Below are 15,521 nucleotides of genomic sequence, written 5' to 3'. Positions count from 1 at the left end.
TAGATGAACGCCTGGAAGCGGCCCGTCGTCATGACCGCGATCGGCCGCTGCGCGCCGACGGGTGAATCAACGATCACGCTGTTCCGCCCTGCGTGCGGCGAGCCCCGATGAGGGTGCTGACCTCAGGGGATGCGCCGTACGGTGTCGGTGACCTTGCCGTCCTTCATCTCGGCGGAGAGCTTGAACGAGCGGGACTTCACCTCGGCGGAGAACCAGCGGACGCCGCCTGGATCGCCCGCCGCACCGAGCGGGAGTTCCGCCGAGGTGCCGTCCGAGTAGCTGATGCGCACCTTGCGTACTCCGGTCCCCGCGAAGCCGATGAGCACGTTGTCGCTGGGCAGGTCGAGCTTCAGCACGTCATGCGTGATCGTCAGCGGAGCCCGGCCGTACTCCGGATTCCAGCCGGAGGTCCCGCCGCCGCCATCCACGATCTTGGCTCGGCGCGAGAGCACACGGAACGCGGAGGTGAAGGTTCCGTCCTGCAGTCCGGCGCTCATGGCCCAGGCCCGTTCGGCGTTCCTGCCGTGCGTGACGACGCGCAATGGACGGTTCTCATCGTCGACGGGCGGGAACAGCAGGTCGGGAGGGTACTCCAGGATCTGGTTGCGCGCCCGCTCGACGGCTTCGGGGCCGGCCGGGCGCAGATCTCGTACGAATGCGTCCACCACCTCGTCGGTCAGCCCCAGCGCGGACACCTTGATGATCATGCCGTTCTCCCGCCAGAGCCGGACCTTGGGCGTCATGAGGGCCATATCCTTGTGCACCCAGTCCAGGCTGAGCGATCCGCCGGACAGCAGGTCGCCACCCGCCAGGCCGGTGGTGCCGCGGATCGCCCGAGGCTCTCCTTTGACCGTGGCACCGGCGAGAACCGCCATGCCGGCGTCGCCGGGCAGCTGGCTGACGGAGACTCTGGCGCGCGCCTGCCGGTTGGTCCAGACCTGCTCCGTTCCGCCGAGTTCCGCCTGCCAGCTGCTCATCGGCAGCGAACCGTTCTTGACGAGGTCCAGCCCCTGCGGCAGATGTGCGGCATCGATCCGGGGCCGCCGCAGATCCTCTGCCACGCCGTTGGCCGCCCTGATCAGCTCGGCCTCCGACACCTTGTGGCCCAGCACCGCGAACGACTCGAAGTCCTGGCTTGTCTTGGCCGGCCAGCTGATCCAGCGGTGCTGTCCCGATCCGCCCATGGTCGCCTCGTGCTTGTCCAGCTTGATGGGCTTTCCCGTGTACGGTGGCTCCCAGTCGTACGGCTGCTCCCAGTCCTCCGACTCCGTCACCAGGACGGCCAGCGTCCTGGCACCGAGTGCGTCACCTTCCGCGTACGCCGTGATCGGATTCTGCCCGGCCTCTGATGTGGCGATCTGCTCCAGATGGAGATCTCCTGGCCGCTCAGGCAGAAGCAGCGCCGCAGAGGCCGCCACGTCGCCGCCGCACCCGGCGCCCAGGACGATGAGGGCAGCCGCCAGGAACACGCGAAAGGATCTCATGGAGGCTTTGACGCGATTTTCCATGTGCGAGTTCCCCGTGCCGCGAAGGAGCCCCTGACCACCGCGCCTCTTGCCCGGTCATGGCGACGGGTGTGCCGGCGCTGCCGCGTCCGTGAGACGGACGGCGAGGGCGCGCATGCGTTCGGCCAGCTCTGGTGGATCGTGCGCCGTGAACGGTGCCCCAATCAGCGCCACCCACAGGGCCAACTCGTCGAGCGAGTTGGAGCCGCAGACCAGCGTGCACGTCCGCTCATCGATGGGCTCGATCGTGCCGTTCGTGGGGGAGATTCGTTCGGCCACAGTCGCCGCGGAGGCGTGGACGGTGAAGCGGCCCTGATAGCGATAGGGGGCGCTGGAGATCGTGTGTGACGCGTATCCGGCGAGGTCGTCGGCAGGTGGCTCGCGGGGAACGAAGCGCGGGCCGTTGGGCGTGCGCAGGCTGAGCCGGTCGAGGCGGAACGTCCGCCAGTCCGCGCGTTCGGTGTCGTAGGCGATCAGGTACCAGCGCCGGCCGGTGGCCACCAGGCGGTACGGCTCCGCCTGGCGCCTGCTGTGGACGCCGTCATGAGTGCGGTAGTCGAATCGCAGGGTTTCGTGGTCACGGCAGGCGGCGGCGATGGCCGTCAACGTATCGGGGTCGACGGCGGGACCGCCGGCGATCATCGGGACCGTCATCGACTGCAGCGCGTGGACGCGGTGCCGCAGCCGGGACGGCAGTACCTGCTCCAGTTTGGCGAGTGCCCGCACCGAGCTCTCCTCGATCCCGGTCACGGTCCCGCCCGCGGCGGTGCGCAGCCCTACGGCGACTGCCACCGCTTCCTCCTCATCCAGCAGCAACGGCGGCAGGTCGGATCCGGAGCCCAGCCGGTATCCGGACGCCCCCGCGACGGCGTGCACGCTGTAGCCGAGTTCGCGCAAGCGGTCCACATCCCGGCGGATCGTACGGGAGCTCACGCCGAGCCGGCCCGCCAGTTCCGTGCCCGACCACTGGCGATGGGTCTGTAGCAGCGTCAGCAACCTGAGCAGGCGAGCCGCGGTTTCCATCATGTCTGCCATTGTCCCGCGCACCTAGGACTCATCCTGTCCTAGGCGTCTCATAGCGTTTGAGCCATGAGCAACGACTTCGAGATTCGCCCATTCCGCATCGAGATTCCCCAGGTCGAACTGGACGACCTGCACGACCGGATCAGCCGTACCCGCTGGCCGAGCGAGATCGGCGGCGAGGGGTGGAGCCGCGGGGTTCCGGTGGGGTATCTCAAGGAACTGGCCGCCTACTGGGCCGACGGCTACGACTGGCGGGCATGGGAGGCAAGACTGAACGCCCACCCGCAGTTCACCACCGAGATCGACGGGCAGAACATCCACTTTCTGCACGTCCGCTCCGACAGCCCCGACGCCCTGCCGCTGATCCTCACCCACGGCTGGCCCGGCTCGATCGTGGAATTCCTCGACCTCATCGAGCCGCTGTCCCCCGACTTCCACCTGGTGATCCCATCGATCCCGGGCTTCGGCTTCTCCGGCCCGACGTACGAAGCCGGCTGGACGACCCAGCGGATCGCAGTGGCCTGGGCGGAGCTCATGCGCAGGCTCGGCTACGACCGATACGGTGCGCAGGGCGGCGACTTCGGCGGGGGCATCTCCCGTGCGCTGGCCTTGGCCGCTCCGGAGAACGTCGTCGCCGTGCACGTCAACGGCGGCACAACCTACCCCAGCGCCGAAGAGGACGACCCCACGCTCACTGAGCGCGAGCGGGCCAGGGTGCGGCGGATGCACGAGTTCATGAACGAAGCGGGCGGCTACATCGCCATCCAGTCCACCAGACCGCAGACCCTGGCCTACGGTCTGACCGACTCACCCGTCGGTCAGCTCGCCTGGATCATCGACAAGATCAGGGACATGACCGACCTGGCCAAAGAGCTCCCGGACGAGGCCATCGACCGGGATCTGCTGCTCACCGATGTGACGATCTACTGGCTGACCGGCACGGCGGGCTCCTCCGCCGCGCTCTACTACGAGGACGGACAGGCATGGGGTGAACAGGAGACCTGCGCCGCGCCGATGGCCGTGGCACTGTTCACCGTTCAGGACATCGCGCTGCGCCGGGACGAAGAGAAGGTCAACAACGTCGTGCGCTGGTCCGAATTCGACCGCGGCGGCCACTTCGCCGCGATGGAGGCCCCCGATCTGCTGCTCGGAGACATCCGGGACTTCTTCGCCACCTACAGGTGATCCACCGGCCGGCTCGACCTGGGAACCGATCGTTGTCCAGGGTCGTCGGATCCGCGATGACATCCACGAAGCCGTCATGACCCTCGCCGCCGCGATCATCTGCCGGCGGCGCCTCGTCCGATGAGTTCCATGGTCAGGACCTCTTAGGGGCGACGCGCGGCCACGGGGTTCGACAGTCTGCCGATGCCGCGTGGACCTCCGAACACACCCAGATCGGCGCATCCGGCCGCTGACGCCTGGAATTGGTCCGCTCTCGGTCAAGGGCGGCAGGGACCCGATGCCGGGCCCGGCCGCCCCCGGGCGGTCGTGAGTATCGCCAGGCCGTGCCCCTTGCCATGGGCGGTGGGTGACACCAGGACCATGCCGGGGCGTATCGAGCCATGCGTCGTCCTGGGCGGAAGATTGATCATTCTGGCAGGTCGGTCGCCGGTGAGCGGGCCAGGTCGCTGGGCGGTACTCCGCGTACCCGCTTGAAGGCGTTGCTGAAGGCGAAACCGTCGGCGTACCCGACCTTGCGCGCCACCGACGCCACCGTCGCCCCCGGCCTGCGGAGCAGGTCGGCGGCCAGAGTCATCCGCCACTCGGTGAGGTAGACCAAGGGCGGCTGCCCGACCAGGTCGGCGAAGCGGCGCGCGAAGGTCGCCCTCGACATCCCCGCCTCCGCCCCCAGCGACGCGACGGTCCATGAGTGGGCGGGGCGGTCGTGCATCAGGCGCAGGGCGCGCCCGATGCGCGGGTCGGCGAGCGCGCGGTAACCGGGCGCAGGCCGGATCGGCTCGGGCCGGTGGGACAGCGGTCGGGCCACGGTCTCCATCCGCCGATGCGACTACGAGGTTCTGGCCGACCTGCATCCCTCTGGAGACCGCTATCTGACCACGCCGATCGAGGACGACAAGCTCACCGTGCGGCGGTTCCCGGATGGGGCGGTGCAGGCCGTCCGCCGCGGCGAGGAGGTCTTCGACGGCGACGCCGGATTCGACCTGGCAGGGGGATTCCTGGATACCGAGCGGGTCATCGCCAAAGAATTCGAGGGCCAGACCTTCCTGTTCACGGCCGACATCCTGGATATGGTCGATGTCATCGACTACCCCTCCGATGCGGTCACCGACGAACCGCTCCCAGACGGCAGAGGAGTGTGGAGCACCTTTGACTTCCGCACTGGTCGATTGCAGGTCTGGAAAGATCCATTCGCGCCGGGGCCGCTCACCATCTGATTCCAGCACCGCGGTCATGTCGGCATCTCGGTTGGATTGTCGGCGATCACGCAGGCGACGGGCGGGTCGAGTTCAAGAGTCTCGACCCGGAGGTGGGTGAAGCCGGCCTGGGCGAGCAGGTCCTGGAGTTCTTGGGTGGCTCGGGCCGTGGTGTCCCGGGTGGCGCCGGGGCAGCGCGGCTGGCTGACGATCGCGATGCGTCCTGCGGGGCGAAGCAGGCGGCGCAGGTCGCGAAGCCGTTGCACCGGGTCGGGCCAGAACCCCACGGAGTTGACGGCGAGGATGACATCGAGGGGATCGCCGAAGCTCGGCAACTGCTCCACGGAGGCGCACGTGAGGTGCACACGGCCGGCGCGGACGGCGGCGGCGCTGCGACGGGCGGCCTGCCGGACCATGGCCTGAGAGTGATCGACGCCGAAGACATGGCCCCGGGTGGCGCGGGCGGCGAACTCGGCGATCGCGATGCCGGGACCGAACCCGACTTCGAGCACCCGGTCGGTGGGCTGTACGTCCAGCAACGACACCGCCCAAACGTTGCGCTGCCGGTTGGAGGGCCGATGAGCGAACATCCGGCCCACCGCCCACCCGACGATGCCCTGGGGATGGTGCGCCTGGCGCACCAAATATCTGATCGCGCGTTGCCTGAGAGATGTACGCGTTGACTGCATGATCGAAGCCAACGGGTTCAAGTACGCTTGAAGTCAAGTGGGGCAGTCGACGATCGGTGAACTGGCGATCCGTACTGCTTACGGAGTTGAAGCTCTCCAGCACGTTCAGGCCCTCGCCAATCTCCCTTCTGAGCTCCTCGGCCGCGAGGTAGTCACAGATGAAGGTCGTCCTGACCACACGGCTGGCGCATCGACCCATTGCCCGCCAGCCTGGAGGTGCTGCCGCTGATGTCCTCGCCCAGCACCTGCCCCTCGTGTCCGAGGTCGTGCCAGACCGCGACCTGCCAGTGCAGCCCCGGGTGCCTCAATTCCGTACCCGCCGCCTCGCCGGCATGCTCGCCCGCGAGGGCCTTTTGGGCGCCGGAGGTTGTGTCAGCCGGCCGAGTTGGCGGGCTGTCCGCTTGTCTTTTCGCGGGTGCGGGTTCGCCAGCTTGACCAGCCGCGGCACAGCACGTACGCCACCAAAGTCGTCACGGTGACGGTGAGGTCGATGAAGGCGGTGCTCGGCGCGTCGGGCATGTCCCACATCGCGAAGGAGTACAGGGTGATGGCGCCCTTCTGGAAGAGCAGGAGCTCCCACAGGCCCCATTGGCTGCGCGGCGCGACGGCGAGTATCGCCCACAGCCCTGCGAAGACGAGATAGGCGAAGGTCCGCCAGGCCTCGGTGATGACGCGATCGTCGGCGACGCTGTTCATGATGAAGAACCCGTTCACGAACGGAACGAGGGTCGCGACCGCGTTGAGGGCCATCAGCCCGCGCCCGATCCGGTCTGCCCAGGGGGCGGGGTGGCTGATGGCGGGGGAGAAGGTCATGGAGATTCCTTGAGTGAGGGGGTGTCGCCTTTGGGCGAGTGCCACGGGTAAGTCAGGACCGGACGACAGTCACGCTGGGGTGGGGCCCGAGTTCCGAGATCTGCCGGTTGACCACCGTGTCGCCGTCGCGGATCTGGGCTCGCCGGTGGACGGCGAGCTCATGCGCAACGAACAGTCGCTCTTGTTACGATCCTTAACGGTAGCGTCTGATCGTAGCGTTCGCAATGGAACTACACTCTGGACATGTCCAGCGCCAGCACCGATCACCCGACTCGCCGCGAACGGCTCCGGCAGCAGACCATCGACGAGATCAAGCAACGGGCCTTCGAACTCGTTGACGCCGACGGAGCGCACGAGTTGTCGATCGCGTCGGTCGGCAAGGCCATGGGTATGAGTCCACCGGCGCTCTACCGCTATTTCCCCTCTCGTGAGGCACTGCTGGAAGCGCTCGTCGTCGATGCCTACGCCGATCTCGGATCCACCGTCGCGTCGGCCGCGCAGAAAGGGTCGGACCAGGAGGCCCCGGCCCGGGTCGCCCTCATCGCCCAAGCCTGGCGGCGCTGGGCCCTGACCCACCCCCGCCGCTACGGGATGCTCTTCTCCGACCGCTCGCCTGCCGCGCAGGACCCCCCTGAAGGTGTCGTCGCGGTCAACCAGGGCATGCTTCCTCTGCTCGCCGCCCTGCGGGAGATCGCGCCACCCTCCTCCGGGACGGGCGGCCCGTTCGAGGAGTCGTTGCTGCGGTGGGGGAAGGCGATCGGCGCCCCCGCGGACATCATGCCGAGGGCGCTGCGACTCGGTGTGCTCTGCTGGTCGCGGGTTCACGGGCTGGTCTCACTTGAGATCGCCGGGGCCTTCGACAGCATGGGGCTGGACGGCGAACTCCTGCTGGCGGCGGAGATCGAGACCGTGGTCGGCCAGGCCGGCGCTTGAGCCCGTGAGGTGGGTCCGGGCGGCATTGAGGAAGAGGGTTGTCATCGTCTGTACGAGCGGCGAGGGCGACCTGGCTCGGCGTCACCCCCGCCAACGGGACACACGTCGGAAGGGAGGGCCTCCGCACGAAGGACGACCCGTTCGAGCGGAACGCGCTGTCGGCTCCACGGATGGTCAGAGCCAGGGACTCGCGTCGATGCGGCAGGCGATCAGGCCCGTGCGGGGCTCCCGACACGCTGGACCGGCGCTTGGCGGTGGCCCGCTCAGCAGGGCGCGCAGCCGGTGGAGGAGGCTTCCTCGGTGCGGACGCGCCAGCCGTCCCCAGCGCCGGCGCATCACTGATCGCGCTTGTGGCGCTGCTCAGCCCATCCGGGTGGCCGGCTCGAGCCGTTCGTGCCCGGTCGGTGGGGTGACGTCCGGGCAGTCGAAGGCGACCTCGTGGTCGTGCCTGTGAAGGGGGAACAGGCCCTTGGCGGAATAGTCATCGCAGCCGCGGAGTCCGCGGCGTGATCGACACCTCGATCGTGCGGGCGCCGGGGCCCCCGCGTCCTGCTGGACGAGCACGCCGGGCTCGACCTGCACCAGCTGCGCCACGATGTGCCGGCCGCGCCGTTCAGCGGAGTTGCGGGCAGCGATGTCGTGCGCTGTTCGGGCGTGAGATCTTGCGGTGGCCACGAGCGGCGAGTACGCGTCACCGGCGGGGCGCGCGTCGAGCGGGCGAGTGATCACCGAACCCCTGCCGCAGGAGCAACCGTCCACGCGCAGGCGGTCGCGGCATAGGTTCGTGCGAGCGCAGCTCAGCCCGCTACAGGCACTTGTGCACCCCGTCCCATCGCCATGCCTTTCCCCAGTTGTACTTCTTGGTCTTGCCACGTGGAACCTCAATGCAGTGACTGTCGGGGATCACGGCGATTTCGACCACGTAGCCCACCCGGCGGGAGCACGTGTTCTTGATGTACACGGTCTGGGTAACCCACCCGGAGTTGTGCCAGATGTCCACGCAGGCCGGAAGGGAACCCATGGACGCGCTTACGTTCGTGGTGGCGTTCGCCGGGCTGGCCGGCATAGCGCCAGACCCCACGAGAGCGGCAGCGGCGAGCGCGACGATACTGCGTTTTGTGAGCATTGATGTCTCCTGTCATCGAGCTGGGCCGAGTGGTGACAGACCGACGCCCGACCTTCTGTGAACAGAAGATCATTTCGACAGGAAGCTGCGTTTCGGACTGTTCTGCGCATCTCGGTGTCGAACGGGCGTCGGTCGGCGCACCCCCATGCTCGGACCGGCCGAGCACCGCCGCCACCCTTCTGAGCTGCGCATCAATGGCGCAACAACCGCAATAATTCCACGGGAGGTGGTGGGTATGGTCACAAACGGCGCGGGAGAAAGGGTCAGCCTCTTAACGGAATTCCGGACAGGTCGCGCAATTCTGGCCGACCTGCGCCAGTTGCTGTGCGGAGGCACGCGCCTCCGCGCTGCTCACCGAAGTGCTCGCGGCCTACCGGAAGGGGGCGAACCTACGAGGCGAGTTTGTCCACCTTGGACGAGCTGAGCCAGTTGCACCTCCAGCGCGGGAACGCCGCCGACGCGCTGGAGGTGGCGAGGCGGGTACACGAGATGGCGATCGAGGTCCACGACAGGAAGGCCACGGCACAGACCGCACGTGGCTGCGGTCCATCGTTCGTCGGTTGAACATCGTCGTCGGACGAGGCGGCCGAGCCAGGCTGTTCAGCACTGTCTTGGCGGGTTCAGCAAGGCTTGCGCCACTGCGGCGGCGGTGACGGCCTCTTCGCGCTGCTGTTGTTCGGCGGCCGGCGCTTGGCGTAGCCGCTCGGCCCGCCCGGCCGCGGGGGACGCCACCGGCGCGAAGCCTCGAAGGCCCCGCGCCGGTGATCGTTCATCGAGAGAAGCAGGATCAGCCCATGCCGCCCAGTCCGCGAAGGACCGCGTCGAGGAAGTCGGCGACGTCGTCGCCGAGCTTCCCGCCGCGCATCCCCAGATGAGCGACCGCTCCCCGCCTCGTGTTCACCTCCATGCTGATCTCGTCCGGCTTGAAGAGCCGCTTCTCGCCCTGGCCGCTACCGCCGCGCCCGAGGTTCGACGGCGGCCTGCCCTGCGGGTACATGCGCCCGTTGCCGTAGACGGTGTAGGACTGCGTCGGCTGGGCGCTGCCGTCGTTCCGGTAGACCTGGCTCGGCCGTGGCCGGGCCGGCTGCCTGGTCGCCCTGGACGGCGCCGGCCGCTGCGCCGCTCGGCGGCTGGTCGGCCGGCGGGCCGGCTGCGAGCGCGCGTGCCGGATCCCGGCGGGGAGCCGGCCCTGACGGTGGTTGCGCGCCCGGGCGTTGAGCGCCTTGCGCCGCAGGTGCGCCGCCTCACGGGCCTTCTTGGCCGCCTCCCGCTTGGCGCGCGCCGCGGCCCGCCGCTTGGCCACGGCCTCACGGGCCTTCCTGGCGGCCTCTCTCGCCTTCTTCCTGGCCGCCGCCAGGGCCTTCTTCTTGGCCTCCTGCTGGGCCCGCTTCTTCGCGGCCTCCCTGGCGCGCTTCTTGGCCTCCTCTCGTGCGCGTTTCTTGGCCTCTTCCAGAGCCCTCTTCCTGGCCGCCTCCCTGGCCCGGCGGATGGCCTCCTGCCGCAGCCTGCGCTGCAAAGCCTTCTTGGCGAAGTAGCGGGCGCCGACGATGACGACCGGCACCCAGACCCACTGCCCGTCGGGGTCACTCATGGTGACGGGGCTGTTGTTGGCGTAGGAGTAGCCGTTGAGCTGCTGCGGATCGGTGTCGTCGATGAGCGGGTCCACCGACAGGAACCGGCCGTGCACGGGGTCGTACTCGCGGGCGCCGAGGTGCACGAGCCCGATCGAGTCGTCCTTGGTGCCGCCGACGAATCCCCGCTGGCCGGGCCACCACGGTGGTGGCGCGCCCCGGTCCTGGCCGAACGGGGTCTGCCGCCGTACGGCCAGCTCGCCGTTGCCGCCGTTGACCACCGCCTGCGCGGTGCCCTGGTGGTCGGAGGCCATGAAGTAGACCTGGTCGTCCGGCGTGCGCACCGCGACGGGCTGGTCGTTGATGGTGTAGTAGCGGGTCTGCTCGACGGCGTCCTTGGCGAAGTCGAAGCGCAGCTCCATGTCGTCGATGTAGAGCGTCGCGTCGGTCGGCGTCTTGCGGATCAGCCGCTCGCCGTCGGCGTCGTACACGAACGAGGTGGTCTTGCCCGCCGCCGTCACCGACTCCAGGTTGCCCTCGGAGTTCCAGACCAGGCTCTGGTCGGCGGTGCCGACCTTGCGCCTGATGGTGTTGCCGGCCTCGTCGTAGGCGAAGACGTCCGCGCCCGCGCTCGTCAGCGCGTGCGGCTGCTTGCCGCCCGGCGCGGGGTAGGTGTAGTCGCGGACGGTCTCGCCGGTGCCGCCCCAGGCGTGCTTGGTCTCCTTGGTCCGGTTGCCGACGGAGTCGTAGGCGTAGCTGACCGCGTACGGGGCCACGCCGCCGATCTTGCCGGACTCCGGCTTGCCGCCGGCGCAGTCGTCGGTGGCCGTCCACGCCGAGGCCAGCCGGCGCAGGCCGTCATAGGCGAAACACTGCGTGTCCTGGCCGCTCGCCTTGTCGGCGACCTTGGTGACGTTGCCGGCCGCGTCGTAGGTGTAGTTGATGTCCAGATCGGTCTTGGCCGCGCCCTCCCTGTCCAGCCGCATGCTGCTCAGCCGGCGGGTGGACTCGTCGTGGGTGTAGGTGAGCCAGGTCTTCTTGCCCGCCTCGCCCAGCTCGTACTGGAGCGTCTCGCCCAGCTTGGAGTAACGGGCCGCGCCCACGTACGTGGACAGGCCGGTCACCTTGACCGGCTGGCCCAGCTCGTCGTAGCTGTAGACGACCGACTCCTCCGGCAGGCCGCCGCCGGCCGGGAAGCTGACCGACTGCACCTGGTCATCCAGCGTGTAGCGGGTGTTGAGCTGGTAGGTGCCCGCCAGCTTGCCCTCCCGCGCCGGGATGGTGACGCTCTCGCGCAGCGGACGGTAGTCGGCGTCGATCGCGGTGATCTCGGCCTTGTACGCCTGCCCGCCCGCGTACCGGATGGCCGCGTTCAGGTGCCCCTTGGCCAGCGCGTCGTACTTCCACTCGGCCAGCAGCGGCCCGCTCGCGGAGCCTTCCCGCAGCTCGGTCGTGCGGCCCAGCGTGTCGTAGCCGTACCACAGCGTCTTGCCGCGGGCGTCGGTGGTGGTCACGACCTCGTCGGAGTCGTTGTACGTCATCGTCGTGACGCCCTTGTCCGGGTCCTCGGTCTTGACCTCCCGTCCGCGCAGGTCGTAGTGGTGCCGCCACACGTTGCCGGCCACGTCGGTCACCGTGGCCAGGCGTCCGGCGTGGTCGTAGGTGTACTTGGTGGACTCGTACGCGCCGGTCGGGGTCGAGCCCTTGTACTGGCGCAGCTCGATCAGGCGGTCCTCGGCGTCGCCGATCCGGGTGGTCGCGACACCGCCCGGCGGCGGCGTCGTGTGGACCCGGTCGCCCTCCTGCTTGATGGTGACCCGGTACTTCTCCGTGCCCTTCGCCTTGAGGATCTGGGCGTCGACGTCCCCGGTGCCGTCGAAGGTGGACACGACCTGGGTGGGCACGTCGGTGTCGGCGACGGCGAGCAGGTCGGTGGCGGGGGTGCCGGTGGCGAAGTAGCCGGTGTTGGCCTTGTACGGCTCGCCGTGGGAGTTGTAGAAGGTGTCGGTGATCGTGCGGCCGTCGCGCAGGGCGGGATCCGCGGTCTGGTCGTCCCTGGGCGCCGGCTCCTGGGTCTGGCGCTCGCGCATCAGGCCGTCGTACAGCTCGTGGCTGACGGCGTAGCCGCCGTCGCCGCGCAGCGTCTTCGTGGTGACGACGCTCGGGCCGTCCGCGCGGATCAGGTACGAGAACTCGGTGCTGGGGGACTGGTCGGCGTCCTTGCTGCGGTCGGGCTGCCACACCTTGACGAGGCGGCCGAGCGCGTCGTACTCCATGTCGGTGCGCCGGTCGTTGGTGTCGATCTCGGTGACGGGCTCGCCCCAGGCCGGCTCGACCTTCGTGCGCTCGACGTGGCCGAGGTGGTTCGTCTCGGTCAGCTCGGTGGGCAGGGCGCCCGTGGCCGGGGCGTAGGTGGTCGTGGCCTTGACGCCGTCCGAGCCGGTCTCGCTGGTCTCGCGGCCGTAGGCGTCGTAGGTGTGCGTCCTCTCCGTGATCGTCGTGCCGTCCTCGGAGACGAGCTGCTGGACGGCGGTCACGTCGCCCTTGCTCGGCGCCTGGCCGTGCGCCTTGCCGTCGTACTGGACCCGCTCGTCGGAGATGGTCTCGCCGGCGGCGAGCGTGGAGACGGCGGTGCCGCAGCCGGCGGCGACCTTCTGGATGCGGCTGGTGTAGTCGAGCATCCAGGTCGTGTCGTTGCGGGCGTAGGTGTAGCGGACGCACTCGTCGTCGGCGGACGTGGCCAGGTCGCCCTTCTCGTCGACCTGGGTGAGCAGGCCCTTGGCGTCGTACGAGCGCTCCTCGCCGGTACGCCGCCACTTGCCGCCCGCGATGGCGGTGCGGGTGACCATGGACTGGGCCTCGACGATGTGCGCTGCCTTGGTGATGCCGCCCTGGGTGGACTCGGCGGTCTTCACCGACCACGGCTGCTCAAGGACCGCCTTGAGCACGGCGCCGCCGTCGCCGTCGTACATGATCTCCTCACGCTCGAAGCCCGAGTACTGGTCGAGGTCGTCCAGCTTGACGCCCTCGGAGTCCTCGACCTGCGCCGTGCGCTTGGAGCCGTCGGCCTGCTTGTCGCCGTGCATGCCGCGGAAGTAGCGGAACTCCGTCAGCGTGCGCTTGGTGTCCTGGCCGTCGCCCTCGCGGACGCGGACCCGGCCGAAGCCGCGGAAGTCCGACCACGTGCGGTGCTCGGCCTTGACCAGGTTGTTCTCCGCGTAGCGCCAGGCGGCGCCGTCCAGGTACTCGTAGTTGGTGGTCACGCCGGCCGAGGCGGCGACGCGGTCGGTCTCCACCGTCTGGGCCACGACGTACTTGTGGAACCAGTCGGTGACCTCCGTCTCGTTGGGCGGTGACCAGCGCTGCGGGAAGCAGCGCTTGGTGTTCTTGTCGGCGGCGGGCAGTGCGCCGGGCTTGCACTCGGCGGGGGCGTACTCGACCCGCAGCTCGCCGCCGGTCCCGTTGTCCACCGCCTGGACGCGCCACTTGACCAGCGGGGCGCGGCCCTCGGTCGCGTCCACCCGGTTGGGCAGTTGCACGCCCTTGAACGTGGTCTTCGGCAGCGTGATCGTGCCGCCCACGTGGCCGGTCTGCTGCACCGAGGCCAGCCACAGCGACGGGCTCAGGCCGTCACCCGTGGCCGGGAACTGGTGCGTCAGCGCCCACGAGTCCACCGCGTAGTACTGGCCGGCGGCGTTGCGGACCTGCGTGGTGACCTTCGTCAGCCGCTTGCGGCTGAAGAACGTCGGGGTCGTGCGGTCGGTGCACTTGACGCCGGAGTCGCAGATCCGGTCGAACGGGACGTCCGGCCAGTGGCTCGCGGTCTCCTTCTTGAGCTGGTCGGCGGCGCAGGTCACGGTGCCGCCGGGCAGGCAGCGCTCGGCCACCTCGAACAGCACCCGCGACGCCGGGGCCTTGGTGAACAGCTCGGTCGACAGGTAGCCGTAGTCGACCCGGGCCAGGTAGGCGGCGCGGACGTAGGAGGTGCCCAGTTCGGGCTTGGAGTTGCGGCCGTAGTAGTTCGTCTCGCGCTCGTACCAGTACGTGGTCGCGTTGCCGTGCGGGTCCACCTCGTAGTCGAGGTTCCACCGGTAGGCCTGCTGGCACCAGGCGTTGGCGGCCGTGCTGCTGTGGCAGGGCTCGCCGCTGTTGTTGCCGAACACCGGCACCGTCTGCACCGACTTGGTCTCGGCCTTGCCGCTCGCCCAGCCGGGCAGCCGGTTCAGGCCGAAGGTGTACTGGGTGCCGTCGGCGGTGGTGACCCGCCAGTACTCGCCGTTGTTGTCGCCGTTGGTGGCGCCGGTGAGGTACTCGATCCGGGTGCCGTCGTCGCGCTTGGGCCGCCACTGCTTGGTGGTGGCGTCCTTGATCAGCTCGATCGAGGAGCCGCCCAGGGACAGGGCGGCGTTGTCCTGGTCCCAGCACAGGTCGCCGGTCTTCTTGCCGTCGATCGAGCAGGACTTGTAGCGGCGCTCGATGAAGCCGCCGGGGTCGAGGTCGAAGCCCTCACCGGTCCAGGCCGCCTGGTTGTTGGTGGCGGAGGTGCGGCCGTCCACGCTCTGCGAGGAGTAGCCGAGGGTGAGGTCCGGCTCCTCGCCGCCCAGCGCGGGCGGCGTGCGCATCTCATAGGTCCAGCTGAAGTCGCCGGTCTGGGTGCCGACGCTCCAACTGGATGAGGGGGCCAGCGGCGTGGCCGAGTGGTCGCCCGACGAGCCGGAGGCGGCGGCGGTCAGCGCGTAGACGGCACCGGTCTCCACCTCGGCGGTCACCGTGCCGTTCTTGGCGTTGTTCTCGCTCTTCACCGGCTGCGGTGCGGCGCAGCCGGTGGCGTTGGCGTCGAGGGCGCACTCCTCCAGCTTCACCAGGTGCAGGCGGGAGCCGTAGTCGCCGCCGTAGGCGTACCGGAAGCCGGAGTAGTCGATCTCCACGCGCGTCTTGCGGGGGGTCGCCCGGGCCGTGGCGGCGACGCCCTGGCCGGGCGACACCCGCAGCGCCAGGCCCAGCCGGTCGGTGTCGAGCAGCTCGACGCTCACCGGCTCCGCCGCGGCGGCCGTCCTGGCCTCATTCGCCGCCGGGGCGAGCCGCACGGGGAAGCCCGCCGCCATGGTCCTGGCCGTGGCGCCGCCCAGCTCGGCCTTCTGCGGCCGGGGCCAGCTGACGCCCGGCGGCGCCTTCCACACCTGCTTCTGTACGGGGTCGGCCGACGGTGGCTGGACCGGCACGCCCGTGCCGTTGACCGGTGTCTCCTTCTGGGTGGCCGGCGCGGGGCGGAGCGCCGCCGATGCGGGCATGGCCTGGACGAGGGGAACGACCAGCAGGAACGAGAGGGTGAACGCGATCCTGCGGGGCCAGGGGGACTCGGGTCTGGGTTGCCAGGAACGATTCCACGAAGTGTCGGGAATGTCGGGTTCGATGGGGGGTGGGGCCTGATTCCAGCGGGATTCGGGCAGCTCTAATTCGTCCGGCAGATCCATGAAACCTCT

Annotated in this window: 13 protein-coding genes and 1 pseudogene; 4 read left to right on the top strand and 10 right to left on the bottom strand. The window is 69.3% G+C overall.

The features are described 5' to 3' along the window. Positions 1-122: 122 nt before the first annotated feature. Both AB0I81_RS51530 and AB0I81_RS51525 read right to left on the bottom strand, forming a co-directional pair. Positions 123-1,484, bottom strand: coding sequence for a hypothetical protein (locus AB0I81_RS51530; protein ID WP_360674866.1), 1,362 nt, complete (start codon positions 1,482-1,484; stop codon positions 123-125). A 78-nt stretch (positions 1,485-1,562) separates the two neighbouring features. Continuing rightward, a complete protein-coding gene (locus AB0I81_RS51525) occupies positions 1,563-2,531 on the bottom strand; it encodes a WYL domain-containing protein (protein ID WP_360674863.1) in 969 nt (322 codons plus the stop codon). Between the two features lie 63 nt (positions 2,532-2,594). Between AB0I81_RS51525 and AB0I81_RS51520 the strand changes: the two genes are divergently transcribed. Further along, positions 2,595-3,713, top strand: coding sequence for an epoxide hydrolase family protein (locus AB0I81_RS51520; RefSeq protein WP_360674860.1), 1,119 nt, complete (start codon positions 2,595-2,597; stop codon positions 3,711-3,713). 406 nt (positions 3,714-4,119) lie between these two features. Here AB0I81_RS51520 and AB0I81_RS51515 read toward each other — a convergent pair whose 3' ends face one another. After that, a complete protein-coding gene (locus tag AB0I81_RS51515; protein ID WP_360674857.1) occupies positions 4,120-4,527 on the bottom strand; it encodes an AraC family transcriptional regulator in 408 nt (135 codons plus the stop codon). 112 nt (positions 4,528-4,639) lie between these two features. Here AB0I81_RS51515 and AB0I81_RS51510 point away from each other — a divergent pair, with 112 nt between their 5' ends. Next, positions 4,640-4,927 carry a hypothetical protein gene (locus AB0I81_RS51510; protein WP_360674854.1) on the top strand — a complete coding sequence of 96 codons (288 nt, stop codon included), beginning with the start codon at positions 4,640-4,642 and terminating at the stop codon, positions 4,925-4,927. A 14-nt stretch (positions 4,928-4,941) separates the two neighbouring features. Here the strand turns inward: AB0I81_RS51510 and AB0I81_RS51505 are convergent, their stop codons facing one another. From AB0I81_RS51505 to AB0I81_RS51490, 4 genes and pseudogenes are all read right to left on the bottom strand, one after another. Beyond that, positions 4,942-5,595, bottom strand: a complete 654-nt coding sequence (locus AB0I81_RS51505) for a methyltransferase domain-containing protein (protein WP_360674851.1) — start codon at positions 5,593-5,595, stop codon at positions 4,942-4,944. Positions 5,596-5,719: 124 nt separating this feature from the next. Beyond that, positions 5,720-5,773: pseudogene (locus AB0I81_RS51500) on the bottom strand (hypothetical protein); the annotation flags it as partial. Further along, complete coding sequence (locus AB0I81_RS51495; RefSeq protein WP_360674848.1) at positions 5,748-5,903, bottom strand: hypothetical protein; 156 nt, start codon at positions 5,901-5,903, stop codon at positions 5,748-5,750. The pseudogene AB0I81_RS51500 and the gene AB0I81_RS51495, both read right to left, overlap by 26 nt. A gap of 64 nt (positions 5,904-5,967) precedes the next feature. Further along, entirely contained in the window at positions 5,968-6,408 is a 441-nt protein-coding gene (locus tag AB0I81_RS51490) for a hypothetical protein (protein ID WP_360674845.1), read from the bottom strand. Between the two features lie 243 nt (positions 6,409-6,651). Here AB0I81_RS51490 and AB0I81_RS51485 point away from each other — a divergent pair, with 243 nt between their 5' ends. Next, the gene (locus AB0I81_RS51485; protein ID WP_360674842.1) at positions 6,652-7,341 is read left to right on the top strand and encodes a TetR/AcrR family transcriptional regulator; all 690 of its coding nucleotides are present in this window, start codon (positions 6,652-6,654) and stop codon (positions 7,339-7,341) included. A gap of 360 nt (positions 7,342-7,701) precedes the next feature. Here the strand turns inward: AB0I81_RS51485 and AB0I81_RS51480 are convergent, their stop codons facing one another. Both AB0I81_RS51480 and AB0I81_RS51475 read right to left on the bottom strand, forming a co-directional pair. After that, positions 7,702-8,070 carry a hypothetical protein gene (locus tag AB0I81_RS51480; RefSeq protein ID WP_360674839.1) on the bottom strand — a complete coding sequence of 123 codons (369 nt, stop codon included), beginning with the start codon at positions 8,068-8,070 and terminating at the stop codon, positions 7,702-7,704. Positions 8,071-8,146: 76 nt separating this feature from the next. Next, positions 8,147-8,362, bottom strand: coding sequence for a hypothetical protein (locus AB0I81_RS51475; RefSeq protein WP_360674836.1), 216 nt, complete (start codon positions 8,360-8,362; stop codon positions 8,147-8,149). Positions 8,363-8,869: 507 nt separating this feature from the next. Between AB0I81_RS51475 and AB0I81_RS51470 the strand changes: the two genes are divergently transcribed. After that, a complete protein-coding gene (locus AB0I81_RS51470) occupies positions 8,870-9,031 on the top strand; it encodes a hypothetical protein (RefSeq protein ID WP_360674833.1) in 162 nt (53 codons plus the stop codon). 223 nt (positions 9,032-9,254) lie between these two features. Here AB0I81_RS51470 and AB0I81_RS51465 read toward each other — a convergent pair whose 3' ends face one another. Beyond that, entirely contained in the window at positions 9,255-15,512 is a 6,258-nt protein-coding gene (locus AB0I81_RS51465; protein ID WP_360674830.1) for an RHS repeat-associated core domain-containing protein, read from the bottom strand. Positions 15,513-15,521: the final 9 nt, after the last annotated feature.

Source organism: Nonomuraea sp. NPDC050404 (assembly GCF_040655495.1).
Classification (GTDB): domain Bacteria; phylum Actinomycetota; class Actinomycetes; order Streptosporangiales; family Streptosporangiaceae; genus Nonomuraea.
The sequence above is the reverse complement of the archived record's forward strand: the minus strand, read 5'-3'. Positions and strand labels throughout refer to the sequence as shown.

Excerpts from the sequence above, each read along its gene's own strand:
- AB0I81_RS51530 (WP_360674866.1), bottom strand. The coding sequence starts at position 1,484 with ATGAGATCCTTTCGCGTGTTCCTGGCGGCTGCCCTCATCGTCCTGGGC.
- AB0I81_RS51525 (WP_360674863.1), bottom strand. The coding sequence starts at position 2,531 with ATGATGGAAACCGCGGCTCGCCTGCTCAGGTTGCTGACGCTGCTACAG.
- AB0I81_RS51520 (WP_360674860.1), top strand. The coding sequence starts at position 2,595 with ATGAGCAACGACTTCGAGATTCGCCCATTCCGCATCGAGATTCCCCAG.
- AB0I81_RS51515 (WP_360674857.1), bottom strand. The coding sequence starts at position 4,527 with ATGGAGACCGTGGCCCGACCGCTGTCCCACCGGCCCGAGCCGATCCGG.
- AB0I81_RS51505 (WP_360674851.1), bottom strand. The coding sequence starts at position 5,595 with ATGCAGTCAACGCGTACATCTCTCAGGCAACGCGCGATCAGATATTTG.
- AB0I81_RS51490 (WP_360674845.1), bottom strand. The coding sequence starts at position 6,408 with ATGACCTTCTCCCCCGCCATCAGCCACCCCGCCCCCTGGGCAGACCGG.
- AB0I81_RS51485 (WP_360674842.1), top strand. The coding sequence starts at position 6,652 with ATGTCCAGCGCCAGCACCGATCACCCGACTCGCCGCGAACGGCTCCGG.
- AB0I81_RS51475 (WP_360674836.1), bottom strand. The coding sequence starts at position 8,362 with ATGGGTTCCCTTCCGGCCTGCGTGGACATCTGGCACAACTCCGGGTGG.
- AB0I81_RS51465 (WP_360674830.1), bottom strand. The coding sequence starts at position 15,512 with ATGGATCTGCCGGACGAATTAGAGCTGCCCGAATCCCGCTGGAATCAG.